Genomic DNA, 18069 nt, shown 5'->3' on the forward strand with positions numbered 1-18069 from the left:
CAGGCGCAGCGAACCGAACAATTCGCTTCAGCAAGTATAAAACAGCAACACGCACTAAAGACAATAAATATACCTGAGATTAAGGTATTTAACAAAGTATAAATTAGTCAAAAACCAAGTAATCCGCCCTGCCCGCTTCATAGAATATTAGCAGCCAGGGCGGATTACTTAATTTTTGAGCTGAGATTATTGCTACAAGTCTAATGCTCTTTTTTTGAGAAGTATAAACTCCTCCTCGGTTATAGAACCTTTTTCCCGCAGCTGCTCAAGTCTTTCGATGGTTGCGATAGAATCTTCCACAGACTTAGGACTTCTGTTTTCCTGCTGCAAGTTGGCGGCAGCATAGTCATCTGAATTGTCGTAATCTCTCGAGGAGTAGATTTTCTCCCGATGCACCTCCTGGTCTGAGGTATAAAAGCGGTTTTCGTCAAATGTGCTGTCATCATAGAAATCATCAGAGATATTGCTCTGGCGTGGCTCGTTCTGGTGCAGCGCCTCCTCAAATTCTGCTTTGTAATCTTGCGAGGTGTTGGCCAGCGTATCGCGCTGCGACCTCTGCAGCGTATCCCTGACAGCATATTCGTAATTGTCGGTGATGGGGCCGCCTGGGTAAATAGGGTAGTTGCCTAGAGACCTGGAATCTATAGCCGACACAAAAACTTTCTTTCCTTTTTTGTCCAGAGCTGCCACACCAATGGGCAGTAACAGGAATTGGTCGGCATCTGTGTTAAAGTACCTGCGGTCAGCCACTACAGAGAGGTAGCGGGCCTTCATCGCCTGCTGGTCCACAATAAGGTCTTTTACCATTCCTATACTTTCTCCGTCTGCTCCAATCACGTGCCAACCGAGCACATCCGGATTATCTTTGGCGATCTGAAAATCCTTCATTGCGCTGAGCGGTAACAATCGCTCATTTCTTAAATTATCGTTATTCATAGCTTCTTTTTTTTAATCAATTTATACAGTCGTGATGGCAGTAGGCACCTGCTCCTGCTTTAGCGGAACTACCATGCCGGTTGCGGGAACCTCTTCATACTCTACTCGCTCTTCTTCGTCTACTAGTTCATAAATAGCCCAGGCAATCAGGCCAATAATGACGAGTAGCAGGATTACCCAAGGCCACATAGATTTCTTTTTGCGCTCAATATTTATCTCTGCCATTTTTTAGATCATTTTTATCATAGTTTCAGTTGCCTCTGCACACTGTAAATTGCAGGTGCTAAACAGTGATGGTAATACGCTGTTAAAGTGATATATGTTGAAGAGGAGGTAGAGCGGCAGGAGGAGGTAGGCAAGCAGTCTGACAAAATGGTTTTGAGATGGCTGCTAAAATAAAAAAGGTGCCCAGTGGAGCACCTTATATAGATTCACCTCACAGGCCTGCAAGACCATGTGAGGTTATAGTATGGAAGCTAATAAGCTAGACGAGCTTTACATTCACAGCGTTCAGGCCTTTCAAGCCTTTCTCAACCTCAAACGTAACCTTGTCATTCTCTTTAACCGGGCTGCCCAGGTCATTCTGATGCACAAAGATACTTTCCTGTGTTTCGCTGTCTTTGATAAAACCGTAGCCTTTCGAGGTGTTGAAGAAAGTTATGGTTCCTGTTCTGGTTAAGTCAGCCGGGTCAAGGTCTTCCTGCTTCGGCACACCAATCTGGATGTCCTCCTGCTTTACCTCTTTCTTTTTCTTGGTCGGATCTGGCGGCGTAGAGGTGATGTTACCTTCGTCATCTACGTAGGCTAACATTTCGTCTAGTCCCTGGCCTTTGTTGGATGAGGCTTTGCGCTCTTCCTTCTTCTGCTCCTTATCCTGCCTTTTCTTAAGTCTTTTCTTCTCTTTTTCTTTTTTACTAAAGGTTTCCTGTGATCTACCCATATATTATTATTGATCTTTGATTTTGCTTATTAAAAACTCCTAAGAAAGGAGTACATACTTAGTTTTACTAATAACGGAACAAGAAGTTTGTTCCATTGCGTATCCATTTTTCAAAAAAAGTATTGTCATTAAACTCTCCAGACACTAATTCTGTGTCAGCAGGGCTTTCAGTAGCGTGCGAGCTCATAAAGTTCGGCAGCATGTCTTGGTTACTTGGTACCCAATCCTGGCCCTTTTTTAAAGCTACGCATAAGTATTCTCGTGTGGAGGTATTTACGATATATTTTCTGTTCATCGGATTAGGTAATAAGTTGGTTAATAGGAACGGGGAATAAATGATTAGCCGCAGTTAAATAAAAAAGCCTTACTGAACGTAAGGCTCTTTCACTGATGACTTGTATGTTAAAACTAAGCACGCTTAACGTTAACTGCGTTTAGTCCTTTTCTTCCTTCTTGCAGGTCAAAAGTAACTTCGTCATTCTCTTTGATCTCGTGTACCAAGCCTGATACGTGTACGAAGTACTCCTGATCTGAATTTGCTTCCTTAATAAACCCGAACCCTTTCAGGTCATTAAAGAATTTTACTGTTCCTTGATTCATATTATTTTGATTATTATACATCTACTACATTTTAGAAGATGTATTTGTTCATTATTTCTTACAATGTACGATAAAAAGTTTATAATCCCAGCTTTTAGTCCGCTGATGAAGTTTATTATTTTAAAGGAAACAGCGTATACAGCTTGTACAGTAGGTTTTGCGCTACTTTAGCAGGAAGAATTATTTTTAGTGCTCCCGCTCCCATACTTCATTTATTTCTTTGCCGGTGCTGCTTTGCCCGGTGTGCAGCCATTTTCCGTCTTCAACTTCAAAGTTAAACTCAAGTCTTGCACCCACGCGGCTAGAGTTGCGGGAGAAGAACTCGATCGTTTCTGTGTACTTGCCGTTTTCTGCGGTATAGGTGCCGCCGCCTGTTCCGGAGAATTCTTTTGTGTCGGTATTAAAGGCAATCCACTGAAAGCGGTTACCGGATAGAATTTTGAGCGTTTTGCGTGGGCCGCGGCGCATCTGGTTAATCTCGCTATTTTGACCAGCCCGACCTGTAATTCGCCAGGTGCCTTGGAGGGGAGATGCTGCAGCAGTTTCGTCTACCTTATCCCACGTCTGCTGTACCTTGCTGTTTTTTAGTTGGAGCTGCCCCTTTTGCAACGTATAGTTCAGTTTATCTGTGGTGCCAACCAGGGCGGTATCAAGCGTGTTGTATTCGTAATGCTGCGTAAGCGTATTATCTCCCAACGTATAGGTGCCGCCGTAGGTACCCAAAAATTCCTTATTGCTTTTATCAAAGTACGCAACCGTAAAATAACCGTCCTCCAACGTGGCTACAGCTGTTGCGCCAGCAGGTAACTGTGTAAATCGTGCTGCGCCAGTGGTTAGTTGCCAGCTGCCTTTCAGAAGTTCTGTCTGTTGTTGGTGCTGCGTTACGAGTTTTTTATCTGCCAGCTTCAACGTTAGCTCCGGAGAGAGGCCGTTAAGTATCGCAGCCATCATAACAATAGTGTAAGTATGAATTAAGTGCATCGGTATAAAGCTTAGGTTCAGCCTGTTAAACGTTGCTCATGTTTTCAGGTTGGTGGGGCAGGGGAGGTAGTGTGCAGCAATTAGCTTACATACTCTGAGTAGCCACAAAAAACGAACGCCTCTTATAAAATATAAGAGGCGCTCGCTGTAAAATTTAGTTATACTTGAGTAGCTTCGAAACGGCTTTATCATCAACAAACCAATAAATCTCGCCGTGCTCCGGCTTAATGAGCTGCGAAGGATATTTTTCAGGGTTTCTTTCCCCATCCAGTACCTGATACAGTGCTTCAGCCTTGTTGTTACCAAAGGTCAGGAACAGGATTTTTTTTGCCTGATTGATCAAAGGGGCAGTCAGGGTAATGCGGTACATGGATTGCGGCGCAAGGTAATAGGCCTTCACCCAACTGGTTTGTTCGTGCAGCACTTCCGTGCCCGGAAACAAGGAAGCTGTGTGTCCATCGTCGCCCATGCCCAACAGAATAAGGTCAAAAGCCGGTACCTGGTCTTTGAAATGATCTTTTAGGAGCTGCTCATACTTTTGAGCGTACTGCTCCGGCTCCATATCCTCCCACATCGGGTAAATCTGCTCCTGCGGCACGGGCACCTGATCCAGTAACGTTTCCTTCGCCATTTTCGCGTTGCTGCGCTCATCGCTTAGTGGCACCCATCGCTCGTCTCCCCAGAAAATAAAGGTTTTATCCCATGGCACCTGCTCGGTATACGGCGACTGGGCCAGTAATTGGTAAAGCATTTTGGGAGATGATCCTCCGGTTAAGGCTACCGTAAACCTTCCGTTTTTCTGCACCGCTTCCTGTGCAGTCTGTACAAATAGCTCGGCTGCCTTTTGGCTAAGATAGGCCGTATCTTTAAAAACAGTTACCATGATGCTTTCTTTCTAAGTTTTTACTTGGTTACGGATACCGTCCAGGTATGGCCTTGGCGTGCAATTAAAGCCTCTGCGTTTTCAGGGCCCCACATACCGGCGGCATAATTCGGGAACTCCAACGAAGGCCTGGACTCCCATGTTTCCAGAATCGGAGTGATGACATCCCAGGCAACTTCTACCTGATCCGAACGCATAAATAAAGTGGCATCGCCCTGCATTGCGTCCAGCAACAACGTCTCGTAAGCTTCCGGTGACAGCGACTGATGCGAGTAAGCATTAAAATCGAACACCATTTCAGCCGGAGTCAGCGCCATGTCCAAGCCCGGTTTTTTGGCTATAAAACGAAGGCGGATATCCATTTGGGGCTGTATGTTGATGATCAGGCGGTTCGGCAGGATGTTATCCGACATGGCAGACGGAAACGTAATGTGCGGTACTGACCTGAACTGCACTGTGATGGATGAGCTTTTCTCCTGCATGCGCTTGCCTGTGCGCAGGTAGAAAGGCACGCCCTGCCAGCGCCAGTTGTCCAGGTAAAACTTAACGGCTGCATAAGTCTCTACTGTCGAGTTCGGATCTACGCCTGTTTCCTGGCGGTAGCCTGGTACTTGTTTGCCTTTCATCCAACCTGGGCCGTACTGGCCGCGAACAGCATATTTGCCGACTTCCTCGCGGGACAAGCGCCTGATGGCATGCAGCACATCTACTTTCCTGTTACGGATTTCCTCCGCCTCAAAAGAAATGGGCGGCTCCATGGCTACCATGCAAAGCAGCTGCAGGAGGTGGTTCTGAATCATATCGCGCAGAGCGCCGGCACCTTCGTAATAGCCGCCACGGTCTTCTACGCCCACTTCCTCGGCCACCGTTATCTGCACGTACTCAATATAATTCCGGTTCCAGAGTGGCTCAAAAAGGGCGTTGGCAAAGCGGAAAGCCAGAATATTCTGAACCGTTTCTTTGCCCAGGTAATGGTCTATGCGGTAAATCTGGGATTCCTGGAAAGTGCGGGTGAGCAGTTGGTTTAGCTTTTTGGCAGATTTCAGGTCATGTCCGAAAGGCTTTTCCACCACAATACGGTCCAGTTCCGGGTTGCTGGCGATGCCTACCAAGCCCAGGTTCACCGTTATTGCCTCTATAAACCTTGGCGACACAGACAGGTAAAATAGCCTGTTGGCGCGGGTTCCCCACATGGCTTCAATGCCTTCAATCCTATCAGCCAGTTGCCGGTAAGATTCCGGGTCGTTGATGTCGGAAGGGAGGTAGTAGATGGAACTCTGGAAGGCTTCCCACTGCTCGTCGGTTGGCATGCCGCTGCGCGAGAACTGGCTTAACCCTTCGCGCAGGTGCTGCTGAAAATCGTTATTGTCAGGTTCTGAGCGCCCTAGACCGATTACGGCAAACTGCTCCGGTAGCCACCCATCCAGAAACAAGTTATAAAAGGCAGGTATGAGTTTTCGTTTCGCCAAATCTCCTGTACCACCAAAAATTACTGCTATAGTTGGTCCCGTCTTTTGGGTTTCTTTCATCAGGTATAGTATTGTTGGATGATAATCGGAGCAAACTGATGCATCAGTTGCCCGGTATTGGTGCAAAGGTAAAGTATGGTTACATGTTATTCCGCATCTGGCTGCCTTAAAGCTGGCCTGATATGTAAGCTACACGTTCCAAAGAGTATGGAAAATCCCTTCTCTGTCAGTCCGCTCATAGGTATGCGCCCCAAAGTAATCGCGCTGCGCCTGTATCAAATTAGTAGGTAAGGTTTCGCTACGGTAGGCGTCGAAGTAGCTGAGAGAGGCCATGAAGGCAGGCATTGGAATGCCTTTATCAATTGCCAGTTTCAGTATTGCTCTGGTGTCCTGCTGGCGGTCCATCATATCTTGCCCGATTTTAGGGTCAAGCAGGAGGTTCGGCAATTCACTGTTCTTCTCGTAAGCCTGTCGGAAATCTTCGAGGCAAACCGCACGGATAATGCAGCCGCCGCGCCAGATCTTAGCCACTTCTTGCAGTTGCAGCCCGTAATTATAAGCCTCGGAAGCCACGCGCAATTGAGCCATCCCTTGCGCATAAGTTGCAATCATAGCAAAGTAGAACGCATGGCGCATTTGGTTTACAAGCTCGTTTCGGTCTGTTGGTGCATCGGCCTGCAAAGTATGGTTTGGCAGTAGTTTTGCCGCCTGCACACGTTCCTCTTTATACTTAGACATGTCGCGCATGAGCACAGCCGTATCAATGGTTGGCACCGGTACTTGCAGGTCCATCGCGTTCTGGGAGGTCCATTTTCCAGTTCCTTTGGAGCGGGCTCTGTCCGAAATCATACTTACCAAACGGTTACCTGTTTCCTCATCCGTCTTCTGCAAAATTTCACCGGTAATTTCGATCAGGAAAGACTGTAGCTCTGTCTGGTTCCACTGCTGGAAAACGCGCTGCAGCTCATCATCTGAGAAATTTAGTCCGCGCTTCAGCAGATCGTACGTTTCAGCGATCAACTGCATAATGCCGTATTCGATGCCGTTGTGCACCATTTTAACATAGTTGCCGGCAGAGCCGTTGCCCAGGTAGCTTACACATGGCTCTGCGTTTACTTTGGCGGCCACGGCCTCAAAGGTAGGGCGCAGTCTTTCGTAAGCCTCGCGGTTGCCACCCGGCATCATGCTGGGGCCGAAGCGGGCGCCTTTTTCCCCGCCAGAAATACCCATTCCGAAGAAATGAATGCCTTTATCGGCTAGCTCTGTTACACGTCGGTCAGTGTCGGGGAAGTATGAGTTTCCGCCGTCCACTATAATATCGCCGGGCTCCAGGAGAGGCAGCAGGCTTGCAATGGAGGCATCTACGGGCTTACCCGCCGGTACCAGCAGCATCAGCGCTCGCGGGCGACGGATAGCGTTTATAAATTCCTCAGCGGAGGTAGTGCCTCTTACTTGTTTTCCGGCTCCTGCTTCTGTTTCAAGTGCAGCAGCTTTCGCGGGGTCCAGGTCCAGGCCAATGACAGAAACAGCATGATCAGCCATGTTAAGGGCCAGGTTTCTGCCCATAACACCCAGGCCAACCATTCCGAATTCGTATTGCAAGTTATTCATATGCAGGAGTGTTGTTAAGAGTCTAAGCTAATGATTATATAAAGTAAACCGTATTTCTAAGGCATCAGCCGAAAGTAGAGCGGTAGTCGCAAGCCCCTTTTGACTTACTTATTTTATGAGGTAAAGCTACAACATAAAATAAATCTATACATTAAATCATTGTAATCTATACCTGAAAAGCAGGTTTTTGGCGCTTTATACTTTCTTTAACAACTTTTGAAATTTCAGGATTTTACCTTCTAAAGTTGGGAATTGTGTTGCGCGCATCTTGTTTACAGCATGCCAACGGAAATATTCGAATGCCTTAAAAAGGCTTGCCCATCAGGTTTATACTTTAGAAGTATGCACCTGATGGGCAAGTGTAAAAAAGCTTTTCTGCAGGAGCCTTAAATCAACAAAAGAGAAAGCAGTTGCTATTATGAAGCGTTGGGTGTTTTTCCTGCTAGCAGAATCTTATTAGCAGCAGATTGTAAACTACCAGCCTATTCCGTAATCCTCGCCATGGTTGCTGGAGCCGCCCCAGAAGCTGTTATGTTTCCAGTCAAAGTAGATGGCATTGATTGGGCCGCTGGTGCGGTCGTCAAAAGTTAGGGTATAGCCCATCTGCTTCAGTTTGGAGCGCACTTCCTCCGGCGTGCTGTCGTGCAGCAGGATGTGGCCTGGCTTTGGTTGCCTATCCTCCGTTTTTGTTCCTCCTAAAGAGAGCCAGAGCTGGTTTGTGTTAAAATTGGCAGCTTCAGCGGCTTGCTGCACATTCATCCCAAACTCAACCACATTCAGGAAAAACTGCAAGAGGTTCTGGTCCTGCGTATCGCCGCCCTGCACAGCAAAAGAAAGGTAGGGTTTTCCGTCTTTCAAAGCCATAGAAGGCGTTAAGGTTACTCTTGGCCTCTTGCCTGGCTCCACCACGTTAAAAGGATTGAGCGATTTATCCAACACAAAGCTTTGCATACGCTGGCTCATGCCTATACCGGTATTGCCTGCAATGGTAGCCGGAATCCAGCCTCCGCTTGGCGTTATAGACACCACCCAACCTTCTTTATCGGCAGCCTCAATGGTGGTGGTGCCTCTCCAGAGCCTGTCCTGGTACTCCGACATAGAGGAACCGTTACGGATGTCGTGTGCGGGTACAAAGTTGCGTTTGGTTGTATCCAGCTCAAAACCTCTTTCTTTCAGGAGTTTTAAGTAAGGATTCGTTTTGCCTTCAAACGGATAAGGGTTTCCCGGCCCAATTTGCGGATTATTTTTATTAGTATCTATCAGTGCTGCTCGTTGTTTTGCGTAATCTTTGCTGAGCAGACCTTTCATGGGTTCCTGCGGTGCAAAGTATGGATCGCCGTAATAAAAGTCCCGGTCTGCGAAGGCAAGGTTCATCGTCTGGTAAAGCGTATGGATGTAGGGGGCGCTGTTGTAGCCCATCCCTTTCAGGTCAAAGTTTTCCAGTATGTTCAGCGCCTGCAACATGGTTGGGCCCTGCGTCCACTGCTGTAGCTTGTATACTTCTATACCTTTATAGTTTACGGCAAGCGGTTCTTCTTCTATTGGCTGCCAGTTTGCAAGGTCCTGCATCGTAATAAGGCCGCCTTGCTCTTTGCTCCCGCGTACAAATTCCTTGGCGATATCGCCTTTATAGAAGCGGTTGTAAGCAGCCATGATGGCCTCTTTGCGGCTCTTGCCTTTTTTTAGCGCTGTACGTTCGGCCTCTACCAATTTGTTGAGCGTTTGCAGCAGGTCTTTCTGCACGAAAATTTCCCCGGCCTCAGGGGCTTCCCTCTCCTCACCGGGGTGCGTCAGGAATACTTTTTTACTGTAAGGCCACTGCTTTATAAGCTCTTTATTCCGTTCGATACTATTGGCCGTTTGTGCTTCTATGGGGTAGCCGGCAGCCATCTCTATAGCGGGTGCCAGTACCTGCTCCAGGCTCAGGGTGCCGTAGTTAGCCAGCATGTACAGTAGCCCACCGGCTGTTCCGGGTGTGGTAGCGGCCAATGGTCCGTTTTCAGGCGGAAAATTATAGCCTTTGCTTTTGAAGAACTCAGGCGTGGCACCAGTTGGCGCAACACCAAGGGCGTTAATGGCTAATACTTTTTTTGTTTTAGGATTATAAATCAGCGCCTGTGTTTCACCGCCCCAACTCAGTACATCCCACATGGTGCAGGTGGCAGCAAGCATCGCACAGGCAGCGTCCACGGCGTTTCCACCCTTCTGAAACGTCATGGCGCCTGCGGTGGCAGCCAAAGGTTTACCTGTAATCGCCATCCAGTTTTTGCCGTGGAGCACCGGTTTCTGGGTTTGTTGCGCAGAGGCTGCGAAGGGTGCAACTAGTAAAGCAATAAGTAGTAAAAGGTTTTTCATAGAAGTACAGTGTTTGTAGCTAAGGTTTAAAAGCACAGAGCGATTAAGAGATAATCATTTTAAGTCCTCGCGCAGCTCAAGCTAAGAAAGATAGTGAATTACCTGCAAATCAAAGTCTTTATACATCCAGAAAATGCTTCGTAGTTCTTGTGCTTTATCCGTAAACCTGTGGACTTTAAAAATTTTATACTTCGATTGCGCCTGAGCCAATCTGGTTATTCTGTGCCAATTCGTCGTAGATTCCCGAAAGCAAGTATAAAAGCCTGTTCTACCAATTTATAACAATGAAAAACATTAAATCCTTAGCGATACTTAATGCTGTGTTTTTCCTGGTGCACCTGGTGCCGTCGCAGCTTAGCCAGTTTAAACTGCTGAATAACCAGACTATAGGAGATGTATCCGCCCAATACCCCACACTGTTCACGCCTGCCGGCATTACGTTCTCAATCTGGGGAGTTATTTACCTGGCGTTAACAGCGTTTTGTATTTTCCACCTGGTGAAGGCTTTTAAGGCTGATGCCGCACACGAGGCCAATCAGGATCTGCAGCGGATAGAGTATCTGTTTATACTTAACAACCTAGCTACCGGCGCCTGGACCATCGTTTGGGTGTATGAGTGGCTTATTGTTTCTGTTGCGTTGATGCTTGTACAACTGGTTACGCTGCTGGCAATGAACTTAAGGCTGGGGATTTACGATGCGACACGCTCTGCTGCCTCTAAATGGTTCACTCAGTTTCCGCTGAGCATATACTTTGGCTGGATCTGCATTGCCACCATTGCTAACATCAGTGCCGTGCTAACAGGCGTGGGCTGGGATGGTTGGGGCCTGAGTGACGCCTTCTGGGCTGTCGTGATGATCGTGGCTGCCACACTGCTGACGTTGTTCGTGGTGCTAGTACGCCGGAATCCTTTTGTAGGGCTTGTAACCCTCTGGGCTTTGTATGGCATTATTTTAAAGCACCAGCAGTTGCAACTGGCATCAAGCTCAGAGATAATATTTGCTGCGTGGCTAAGTATGTCTTTTGTAGCTTTGGCGGTGCTGGCTATACTTGTGTTGAATGTAAGAACACGCAAAAAGTCCCTTGATCTACATTGAAAACTTTAGTACAAGTGAATGGATCTACCAAACTAGCCGAGACAGTTTCAATTAAAAGTATGAATTTATTTCATCGCTACGTCAGGAGTTCGCCGACGTGTTTGCGGATGTTGTGGCAAATCTGGTCGATAGGCAGGTCGTTTGCATCGGTTCCGAACGGGTTTTCAATTTCTTCTGCAATCAGCTCCAAACTGGCCAAGGCGTAAAGTATAAGCACCACAACCGGTACAATAAAGTAGCCCATGCTAAACACCCAGCCAAAGGGCAGTGTCATCACATAAAAGAAGATGAATTTCTTTATGAATACACTGTAGGTGAAGGGGATAGGGGTGTTTTTGATGCGCTCACAGGCGCCGCAGTGGTCTGTGAGCGCTTTCACGTCTTCATTCAGTATCAGCATTTGGGCAGTGGTTAGTCTGCCCTCTGTATGCATGGCGTTGATTCGGGTGTAGAGGCCGGCAGCCAGCTGGTTGGGAAGGTGCTTTTCTCTTTTCAGGTCCAGCACCGGGTCCAGCTCATGGAAGTTCTCGTTTTCGCGCAGCAGGTTTTTCAAGGCAAAGCCGTAGTTCGGAATCATCAGCCGGAAAAACTGCCTGTCTTTCTCGTCGGTCGTCATCGCCTGAATTTTAATTGCCAGGTTGCGGCAGCTGTTTGTCAGGCCTCCCCAAATTTTGCGGCCTTCCCACCAGCGGTCGTATGCCGTGTTGGTCCTGAACACTAAAAGCAGGGAAATAACGAAGCCCAAAACACTGTGCATCAACCCGATGTTGCGGATATACTGAGATTCGGCCAGGTTAAGGTAGTTCAGTTCAAAATAAGCGATAGCGCCAGAATATACACTTACAGCCAGCATGAGCGGCAGCAGCCTTCTAAAAGTATCAGCTTTCGTGAACCTGAAGATAAAAATGAACCAGTCTTTCGGGTTATAGTTAATCATGCTACAAAGTTTTTCCGCGAGCTTTTGGCTGATAAGAGAAGTTTATACTTTAGCCAAAGATAAGGCAATAGCGCATAAAGTATAGGCGACGAAAAAGAAGCGGGGAGAAGTATTTGCCGAAATTACTTTAGGCATAAAAGTAAAAATCCTCTTCAAGAACACCTGAAGAGGATTTTTAGGAAGTATTATACTTGTAAATATCAGCTCAAATTCTGGGAAAGGTTAAACGAGCTTGCGTACAAGCATCACGATTTTTTCTATGATTGCCCCTAAGATTAATCCTCCCAGCATACTGACTACAACTGTTGCAAGCCAGCCAAGTAGAGGGATATCAGCAAGAGAGTGCGCCAGGTTATCCAAGGCATGGCTTAAGAACGGAATGCCGTGCGCAATAATTTCAGCTCCTACCCAAAGCATGGCTGCTGTGCCTACATAACTCAGTATCTTCAGAAATAAAGGCATAAATTTTACGATTCCGTGCCCGATTTTCCTTACCTGTGGGTGATGATCATCTTTTGCCATATGCATCCCAATATCATCTGCCTTTACAATAAGGCCAACAAAACCGTAGACGGCAACAGTAATAAAAATGCCTACTGCCAGCATTACGGCAATCTGGTTCATCAATGGGTTGTCAGCTACAGTGGCGTAGGTGATGGCTACAATCTCGGCAGATAATATTAGGTCTGTGCGGACGGCGCCTTTTACCCTTTCCTGCTCTAATTCTGCGGGCGTAATTACTTCAGGCTGCGCTCCTGCATCGTGCCCAGCAGGTGACTTACTGAACATGGAATGCACTTTCTCATAGCCCTCGAAACACAGGTAAGCACCACCCAGCATAAGTATAGGAGGGATGGCCCAAGGAGCGAAAAAGCCTAAGACAAGTGCGGCCGGGCTCAGCAGAAATAACTTATTTATCAGTGATTTCTTAGCTATTTGATAGATGATGGAAAGCTCGCGCGAGGGATCCAGACCAACGACATACTTGGGCGTTACGGCGGTATCGTCAATTACAATTCCGGATACTTTGCTTGTAGTTTTCGCCACTTGGGTTGGAACATCATCTAAGCTTGCCGCGCTTGCTTTCACGAGGGCAGACACATCATCAAGTAGCGCAAGTAGTCCTGTAGCCATTGCTTTTGGTAAAGTATAAAAGAGTTTAGTTATCTTGTATAATCCCTTATATAGAGGAATTAGAATGGTAAATAACGTGAAATTGAAGCGACCTGCAAATATTTTAACTATACCTCTACCCGAAGATCAGGTCTGCTAAGGCTCGTGCAGGTTTAAAACATTGATAGTTTATACTTTATAAAAATGCAGCGTAGGCAAATATTGCCTACGCTGCTGGTGCAATGGGAGTGTGCTATAGCAAGGGTTTAATGCTATGCGGGTATCACCTCAAACTGTATCGGCTTAAAACTATAGTTGTTTGATTGCTCCGCTGAACAAGCTGTTAAACCTACAATTAAGTCCATTTTAGCCTCCAGAAGCACATAATCGCCTGCTTTGCTGGTAGGGGGCGATACCGTAAGTTTACCATCCGATGCAAACTGCACATTCATGAAAATGTTGAAGGCAGTAGGTACATCGTCGGGTTCTATGCCATACTTGGATAAGTTGGTGTAGAGGTTCTCGAAACAGCTTGGATGGTATTCCGGGTTCTGGTACATAATCTGGAAGGTCTCGGGACTGCAGGGTGCCAGCAGGAAATCGTTGCGGCCATTCGTGTCTTCCAGTATCTCCATCATTTTGTGGCTTCGGTTACTCCAGAGATGATGACCTTTGGTGATGAGTATGGTCTCCTCAAAATCCAGCGTTTTACCTGAAGAAAGCTTCTCGCGCCTGTCTTCGGCGTTAAACAGTACCATGTCGCTAACCTGTTCCCCTTGCGGGTCAATCACTTTCAGTTTATCGCCTTTCTTTAACTTAAAAGCGGCACCGGTTTGTTTGGCTATAGTTTCAATCATTCCTTATTCTAAAATTGCTTGTCTAAGTGGTTAAAGTTTGCCTGCCAGAAAAGGGCATTTCCAGCTCTCGTCAACCTGGCGGCCGCTGTACTGTGGGGCTTCCAAGCCTTCTCCAAAGTCACCGAGCATAGGGTTTATGGCACCATCGTAGGCAACTTCCCGTTCCCGGATTACCTTTTTCATGTTATCGTAAACACCTTTTTCGCGTAGCTGCTCAAACTGCCGGTGAAGGTTGAAGGCCATAGCAGTGTAACCGGTTTGCCTGGCTTTTCGGCTTGCGTTAGGGTGTAAGCCCACCACAAAAAAAGCCGTACCATTGTAGCTGAAACTAAAATTTGTGTCTGATGGATTGCTGCTCACCTCTGGGTCCCAGGGGTTGGGGCTGTCGTCGCTGTTGTGGAGAAACTGCAGCTGCTCCCACAGTTTCTTTTCGAATGATAGCTCTGTCGCCGGCTTCTCATCTTTGAAAACAGCCACCATGGTCATGTACTCGCTCTCGGCTGCAATTGTCTCTGCAATATAGTGTTTCAGGTCTCTGCCAAGCTGCTCAGTGGTTTCTGCAGTGGCCATACTATCGTACAGTCCCAACCGAATCTGTTTGGAGTTTAATGCCGCCTTAGCCCCAACGCAGGGGTACTCCATATCGCTTATTTTATCAGTAAAGCTTTGGTAAATGTCTTTTAAGTCTTCATGCTCAGCTGTATCCAGTTCTTCTGGCGTGAAGTATGTTTTAGTATTTTGGGTGCTCATGCTGCTTTATTAAAGGTTGCCGGGTTTGCCATTTCCTCTAGGCGGGTGTGGTACCGTACTATGTAACAGGAGAAGCGAGGAAAGTATACAAGTAAAGGTGCAGTGTTAAAAAGCTCCTAATAAGATTCTGAATATAAACAGAGCGTTTCCTTGCCAGCTTCAGCGACTGCTTTTCCGGACCATTGGCGTTTCCGTTGATAAAGCTTTATACTCAAGATGGCTGAAAAGGGTGCAATTTTTATGAGTTAAAACAAACTGAACTTGCTACATTTGACTGGAGGGTTTAAGAAGGGCAGCTTTAGATAAAGTGTTACATTTGACTGTTATGGAAAAACTAGTGTATGACGCCTCCTTCAAGCGGATGCCCATTGATCTATACTATGCCAGGAGGTCAGTGAAAGAGGTAGCCGATGAGATGGGCATTGATCCCGGCCGATTGAGCAAGTGGCGGCAAAAGGACAGCTCTCCTTCCCGGCCCACCGAAGGACTGACAGACGAGCAAAGAGAGATAAAACGATTACAGAAAGAGTTGAAGGAGGCGCAGCTGGAGCGTGATATCCTAAAAAAAGCTATCAGCATCTTCTCCAGGGGAGACGGGCGGTATTCAGATTCATAAAAGAGCACCGGAGCCAATATCCCGTAGAGAAGATGTGCGAAGTGCTGCAAGTGAGCGTAAGTGGCTATTACTTCTGGCTTAAAAACCCGATGAGCCAGCGGGAGCACAAAGAGCAGGAACTAGTGGCGCAGATCCAACGGGTCTATGAGCAGAGTAAGTGTCGCTATGGCTCTCCCCGCATTAGTTTCGAGCTGAGGGACTAAGGCATCAGGGCTTCGCGTCCGCGGGTAGCCCGTCTGATGCAGAAGTATCAGCTAAGGAGCATTATACGCAGGAAATACCGGGTGCAGACCACGACTCCAAGCACTTGTTCACAGTGGCAGAGAACCACCTGAACCGGGACTTTACCGCAGAGCGGCTGGCTCAGAAATGAGTGTCTGACCTTACCTACATCAAAACCGGGGAAGGTTGGCTGTATCTGACAGCCGTGCTGGACTTGGCCGACCGGAAGGTGATGGGCTGGGCGCTGAGTGAGACCATGGAGGCGGAATCCACCACGGTGGCGGCCTTCCAGATGGCCAAGAGAAACAGGCCTGTGACAGCGTCTCTGCTGTTTCACTCGGACCGGGGCGTGCAGTATGCCTGCAGCGCCTTCAGGAGGCAACTACAGGACTTACCTGTCGTGCAGAGCATGAGTAGGAAAGGCAACTGCTGGGATAATGCCGTGGCTGAGAGCTTCTTTAAAACATTGAAAACAGAGTAGTCTACCACCGCAAGTTTACCACCAGGCAACAGGCCCGACTGGCCATATTCGAGTACATCGAAGGCTTCTACAACCGGGAAAGGAGGCACTCAGCACTGGGCTATCTGACTCCCTGTCAATATGAAGAGTGGTTATATCAACAAAGTGTGGCTGCCTGAAAAAAGCCTACAGTAAACTGTGGGAATTCCAGATAACGCCCAGCGCAGGAGGCTGCAGGCAGCAGTGTTTCCGCAGGGGGTGGCTTATGACCGGGAAAAGGAGAGTTATCGAACCCAGCCCATCAATTCCTTTTTCGCCCTTTCCAAGGAGCTGGAGCAGAAAGTGAGGGAAAAAGAAAAAGGGAAAAGCAGCTGTGAAACTTACTTTTCCCTCTTGGTAGCCCGTAGGGGAATCGAACCCCTGTTACCAGAATGAAAATCTGGCGTCCTAACCCCTAGACGAACGGGCCGTTCTGTCTGATTGTGGTGCAAATATAGCGGGTGTTTTTTTAAGTGCAATAGCCTCTCTGAAATATTTTTCAAGCTTAAAAGGATGTGCTTGATTATCAATCGCTAAATTTTGGTGCAGTAGCTCATGTTCGGAAATGTTAACCAATAATGCCTTCTTGCGTTACTAATAACCTAATCTCTAAACCGAAAAATCTTATCAGAAATGGCTAAAAACCTGCAATACGAAGGCGTGAAACCCGAGGCTTTCGACCAACTGAAAAACAAGCTGAAAACGTATGGTATAAACCTGCAATCAAATAACGGCAGTTTCAGCGAGAAAGGCGTTTCAGGAATGTATGAGTATAACCCTGATGCGGAAGTGCTTAAGCTTGATAAATTGGATGTAGGTTTCCCGGCGAGTATGATGATAAGCCTAGATACATTGCAGGCCCGTATGGATGAGCTTATGGTGCAACACGGCGGAAGGCCGCAGCATTAGGCGCAGCAATATACTTTTCCTATCCATCCCGTATACTATTAAATCAATCCAAAAACACTTATAAAACTATGGAAAACAATACATCTCAAAGTCAGAACAATAGCAACAACGATAACAATAATAAAAACAGCAACAGCAGCCAGCAGAAAAGCGGAGAGAAAAAGCAGGATGGTAACGTGATGCAAATACTGCAGCCGCACGATATGTCCAGGACAGTGGAATCTGCGATGCACGTATTTCAGGGGCGACATGAGAAACTGCCGGACCTGATGCAAGACCTGGGGCACATTATTATAAAGGCATCCAAACGCTTTACCACCACCCAACTTATAGTAGCTGCAGGCGCACTTACAGTCGGTGCTATTTTGGTGTCGCGCTACAGTGCAAATGATGAGTATGATTACGACGCAGAATAATCTTCTGCTTTATAAAAAGAAACCCTTAGCCCAACAGGTTAAGGGTTTTTTTATTGTGCGCTATACTTGTGGCATAAGGTTTGCAAAGTGCTTTATATAGCTATCTACTATATATTCGTTAAACTAAACTTAAATCTACTACTATGAAAAAGATGAATCTAGTCCTGTTCCTGAGCATGCTTGTTTTCTCCGCTCTGTCGGTGCAGGCGCAGCAAACTCAGGTTTTGCCACCTTTGGTAAGCGTAAACGGCACTGGCGAAGTAAGGGTGCAGCCAAACGAGGTTGTGGTAAACCTTGGGGTGGAAACACGAGGAAAAACGCTGGACGAGGCTCGTAAAGAGACCGATAAGAAAGCTGCCGCCATCATAAATTACCTCAAGAAGCAAGGTGTGGAGGCAAAGCATATTCAAACATCGTTTGTAACGCTGCGCCCGGTATATACCAGCGGCGAGTATGGCCGTACGTCTCCTGATTTTTATATGGCACAGAAAAGTATGACGGTTATCGTTAAAAAACTGGACAAGTTTGATGAACTGCTTTCGGGCTTGTACGAGGTTGGCGCCAATCATGTGGACGGTGTGCAGTTCCAGGTGTCAGACATGGAAAAATATAAAACGGAGGCAAGAAAGAAAGCCGTGGCTAATGCAAAAGATAAGGCTTCAATGCTTACTTCGGAGCTAGGCGCTAAACTAGGAAGAGTGTACGCTATTGGAGAGGGCAGCAGCAACGGCGGCCCCAGACCAATGTATAAAATGGCCGTTATGGAATCTGCTGTCTATGATAGTGCGGGAGGCCCAACTATAGCAGGCGGTGAAGTAATTATATCAGCTAACGTTGATGTAAGCTTTGTGATAGAATAAACTGCTTTAAAGTATAAA

Annotated in this window: 21 protein-coding genes and 1 tRNA gene; 8 read left to right on the forward strand and 14 right to left on the reverse strand. The window is 47.0% G+C overall.

Going from position 1 to position 18069, the window contains the following annotated elements; all coding sequences use genetic code 11:
- Positions 1–192: 192 nt before the first annotated feature.
- The 9 genes from Q1B04_RS13140 to Q1B04_RS13180 form a co-directional block, all read right to left on the reverse strand.
- Positions 193–936, reverse strand: a complete 744-nt coding sequence (locus Q1B04_RS13140) for a PRC-barrel domain-containing protein (protein ID WP_299759458.1) — start codon at positions 934–936, stop codon at positions 193–195.
- 21 nt (positions 937–957) lie between these two features.
- Positions 958–1161 (reverse strand): hypothetical protein, encoded by a 204-nt coding sequence (locus Q1B04_RS13145; RefSeq protein ID WP_299759460.1) that lies wholly within the window; start codon positions 1159–1161, stop codon positions 958–960.
- Between the two features lie 259 nt (positions 1162–1420).
- Positions 1421–1876, reverse strand: coding sequence for a cold-shock protein (locus Q1B04_RS13150; protein ID WP_299759462.1), 456 nt, complete (start codon positions 1874–1876; stop codon positions 1421–1423).
- A gap of 408 nt (positions 1877–2284) precedes the next feature.
- On the reverse strand, positions 2285–2476 hold the full coding sequence (locus Q1B04_RS13155) for a cold-shock protein (RefSeq protein WP_299759464.1): 192 nt from the start codon (positions 2474–2476) through the stop codon (positions 2285–2287).
- A gap of 186 nt (positions 2477–2662) precedes the next feature.
- Positions 2663–3457: a membrane or secreted protein gene (locus tag Q1B04_RS13160; protein WP_299759466.1), complete on the reverse strand. Its 795-nt coding sequence runs from the start codon at positions 3455–3457 to the stop codon at positions 2663–2665.
- Between the two features lie 154 nt (positions 3458–3611).
- Entirely contained in the window at positions 3612–4340 is a 729-nt protein-coding gene (gene pgl / locus Q1B04_RS13165; RefSeq protein WP_299759468.1) for a 6-phosphogluconolactonase, read from the reverse strand.
- Between the two features lie 20 nt (positions 4341–4360).
- Positions 4361–5869: a glucose-6-phosphate dehydrogenase gene (gene zwf / locus Q1B04_RS13170; protein ID WP_299759470.1), complete on the reverse strand. Its 1509-nt coding sequence runs from the start codon at positions 5867–5869 to the stop codon at positions 4361–4363.
- Between the two features lie 129 nt (positions 5870–5998).
- A complete protein-coding gene (gndA, locus tag Q1B04_RS13175) occupies positions 5999–7420 on the reverse strand; it encodes an NADP-dependent phosphogluconate dehydrogenase (RefSeq protein WP_299759472.1) in 1422 nt (473 codons plus the stop codon).
- Positions 7421–7894: 474 nt separating this feature from the next.
- Positions 7895–9775: a gamma-glutamyltransferase family protein gene (locus Q1B04_RS13180; protein WP_299759474.1), complete on the reverse strand. Its 1881-nt coding sequence runs from the start codon at positions 9773–9775 to the stop codon at positions 7895–7897.
- A gap of 284 nt (positions 9776–10059) precedes the next feature.
- On the opposite strand from Q1B04_RS13180, the gene Q1B04_RS13185 reads away from it, so the two are divergent.
- Positions 10060–10872 (forward strand): hypothetical protein, encoded by an 813-nt coding sequence (locus Q1B04_RS13185; protein ID WP_299759476.1) that lies wholly within the window; start codon positions 10060–10062, stop codon positions 10870–10872.
- A 76-nt stretch (positions 10873–10948) separates the two neighbouring features.
- On the opposite strand, the gene Q1B04_RS13190 is transcribed toward Q1B04_RS13185, so the two are convergent.
- From Q1B04_RS13190 to gntA, 4 genes are all read right to left on the reverse strand, one after another.
- Positions 10949–11809, reverse strand: coding sequence for a bestrophin family ion channel (locus Q1B04_RS13190; protein ID WP_299759478.1), 861 nt, complete (start codon positions 11807–11809; stop codon positions 10949–10951).
- Positions 11810–12031: 222 nt separating this feature from the next.
- On the reverse strand, positions 12032–12943 hold the full coding sequence (locus Q1B04_RS13195; RefSeq protein WP_299759480.1) for a DUF808 domain-containing protein: 912 nt from the start codon (positions 12941–12943) through the stop codon (positions 12032–12034).
- Between the two features lie 251 nt (positions 12944–13194).
- Positions 13195–13779 carry an urea carboxylase-associated family protein gene (locus Q1B04_RS13200; RefSeq protein WP_299759482.1) on the reverse strand — a complete coding sequence of 195 codons (585 nt, stop codon included), beginning with the start codon at positions 13777–13779 and terminating at the stop codon, positions 13195–13197.
- A gap of 30 nt (positions 13780–13809) precedes the next feature.
- Entirely contained in the window at positions 13810–14529 is a 720-nt protein-coding gene (gene gntA / locus Q1B04_RS13205) for a guanitoxin biosynthesis heme-dependent pre-guanitoxin N-hydroxylase GntA (RefSeq protein WP_299759484.1), read from the reverse strand.
- A 325-nt stretch (positions 14530–14854) separates the two neighbouring features.
- Between gntA and Q1B04_RS13210 the strand changes: the two genes are divergently transcribed.
- The 4 genes from Q1B04_RS13210 (at position 14855) to Q1B04_RS20025 (ending at position 16006) form a co-directional block, all read left to right on the forward strand.
- On the forward strand, positions 14855–15145 hold the full coding sequence (locus Q1B04_RS13210) for a transposase (RefSeq protein WP_299759486.1): 291 nt from the start codon (positions 14855–14857) through the stop codon (positions 15143–15145).
- Positions 15146–15177: 32 nt separating this feature from the next.
- Positions 15178–15348 carry an IS3 family transposase gene (locus Q1B04_RS13215; RefSeq protein ID WP_299759488.1) on the forward strand — a complete coding sequence of 57 codons (171 nt, stop codon included), beginning with the start codon at positions 15178–15180 and terminating at the stop codon, positions 15346–15348.
- A 170-nt stretch (positions 15349–15518) separates the two neighbouring features.
- Complete coding sequence (locus Q1B04_RS13220; RefSeq protein ID WP_299759490.1) at positions 15519–15848, forward strand: DDE-type integrase/transposase/recombinase; 330 nt, start codon at positions 15519–15521, stop codon at positions 15846–15848.
- Positions 15849–15892: 44 nt separating this feature from the next.
- Positions 15893–16006 carry an IS3 family transposase gene (locus Q1B04_RS20025; protein ID WP_366524699.1) on the forward strand — a complete coding sequence of 38 codons (114 nt, stop codon included), beginning with the start codon at positions 15893–15895 and terminating at the stop codon, positions 16004–16006.
- Positions 16007–16221: 215 nt separating this feature from the next.
- Here the strand turns inward: Q1B04_RS20025 and Q1B04_RS13225 are convergent.
- Positions 16222–16296, reverse strand: a tRNA-Glu gene (locus tag Q1B04_RS13225).
- Between the two features lie 203 nt (positions 16297–16499).
- On the opposite strand from Q1B04_RS13225, the gene Q1B04_RS13230 reads away from it, so the two are divergent.
- The 3 genes from Q1B04_RS13230 to Q1B04_RS13240 all read left to right on the forward strand — a co-directional run bounded on the left by Q1B04_RS13230 (position 16500) and on the right by Q1B04_RS13240 (position 18051).
- Entirely contained in the window at positions 16500–16775 is a 276-nt protein-coding gene (locus Q1B04_RS13230; protein WP_299759492.1) for a hypothetical protein, read from the forward strand.
- A 68-nt stretch (positions 16776–16843) separates the two neighbouring features.
- On the forward strand, positions 16844–17191 hold the full coding sequence (locus Q1B04_RS13235; RefSeq protein WP_299759494.1) for a hypothetical protein: 348 nt from the start codon (positions 16844–16846) through the stop codon (positions 17189–17191).
- A 143-nt stretch (positions 17192–17334) separates the two neighbouring features.
- Positions 17335–18051, forward strand: coding sequence for an SIMPL domain-containing protein (locus Q1B04_RS13240; RefSeq protein WP_299759496.1), 717 nt, complete (start codon positions 17335–17337; stop codon positions 18049–18051).
- Positions 18052–18069 lie beyond the last annotated feature (18 nt).

It is taken from the genome of uncultured Pontibacter sp. (assembly GCF_947495565.1).
GTDB lineage: Bacteria > Bacteroidota > Bacteroidia > Cytophagales > Hymenobacteraceae > Pontibacter.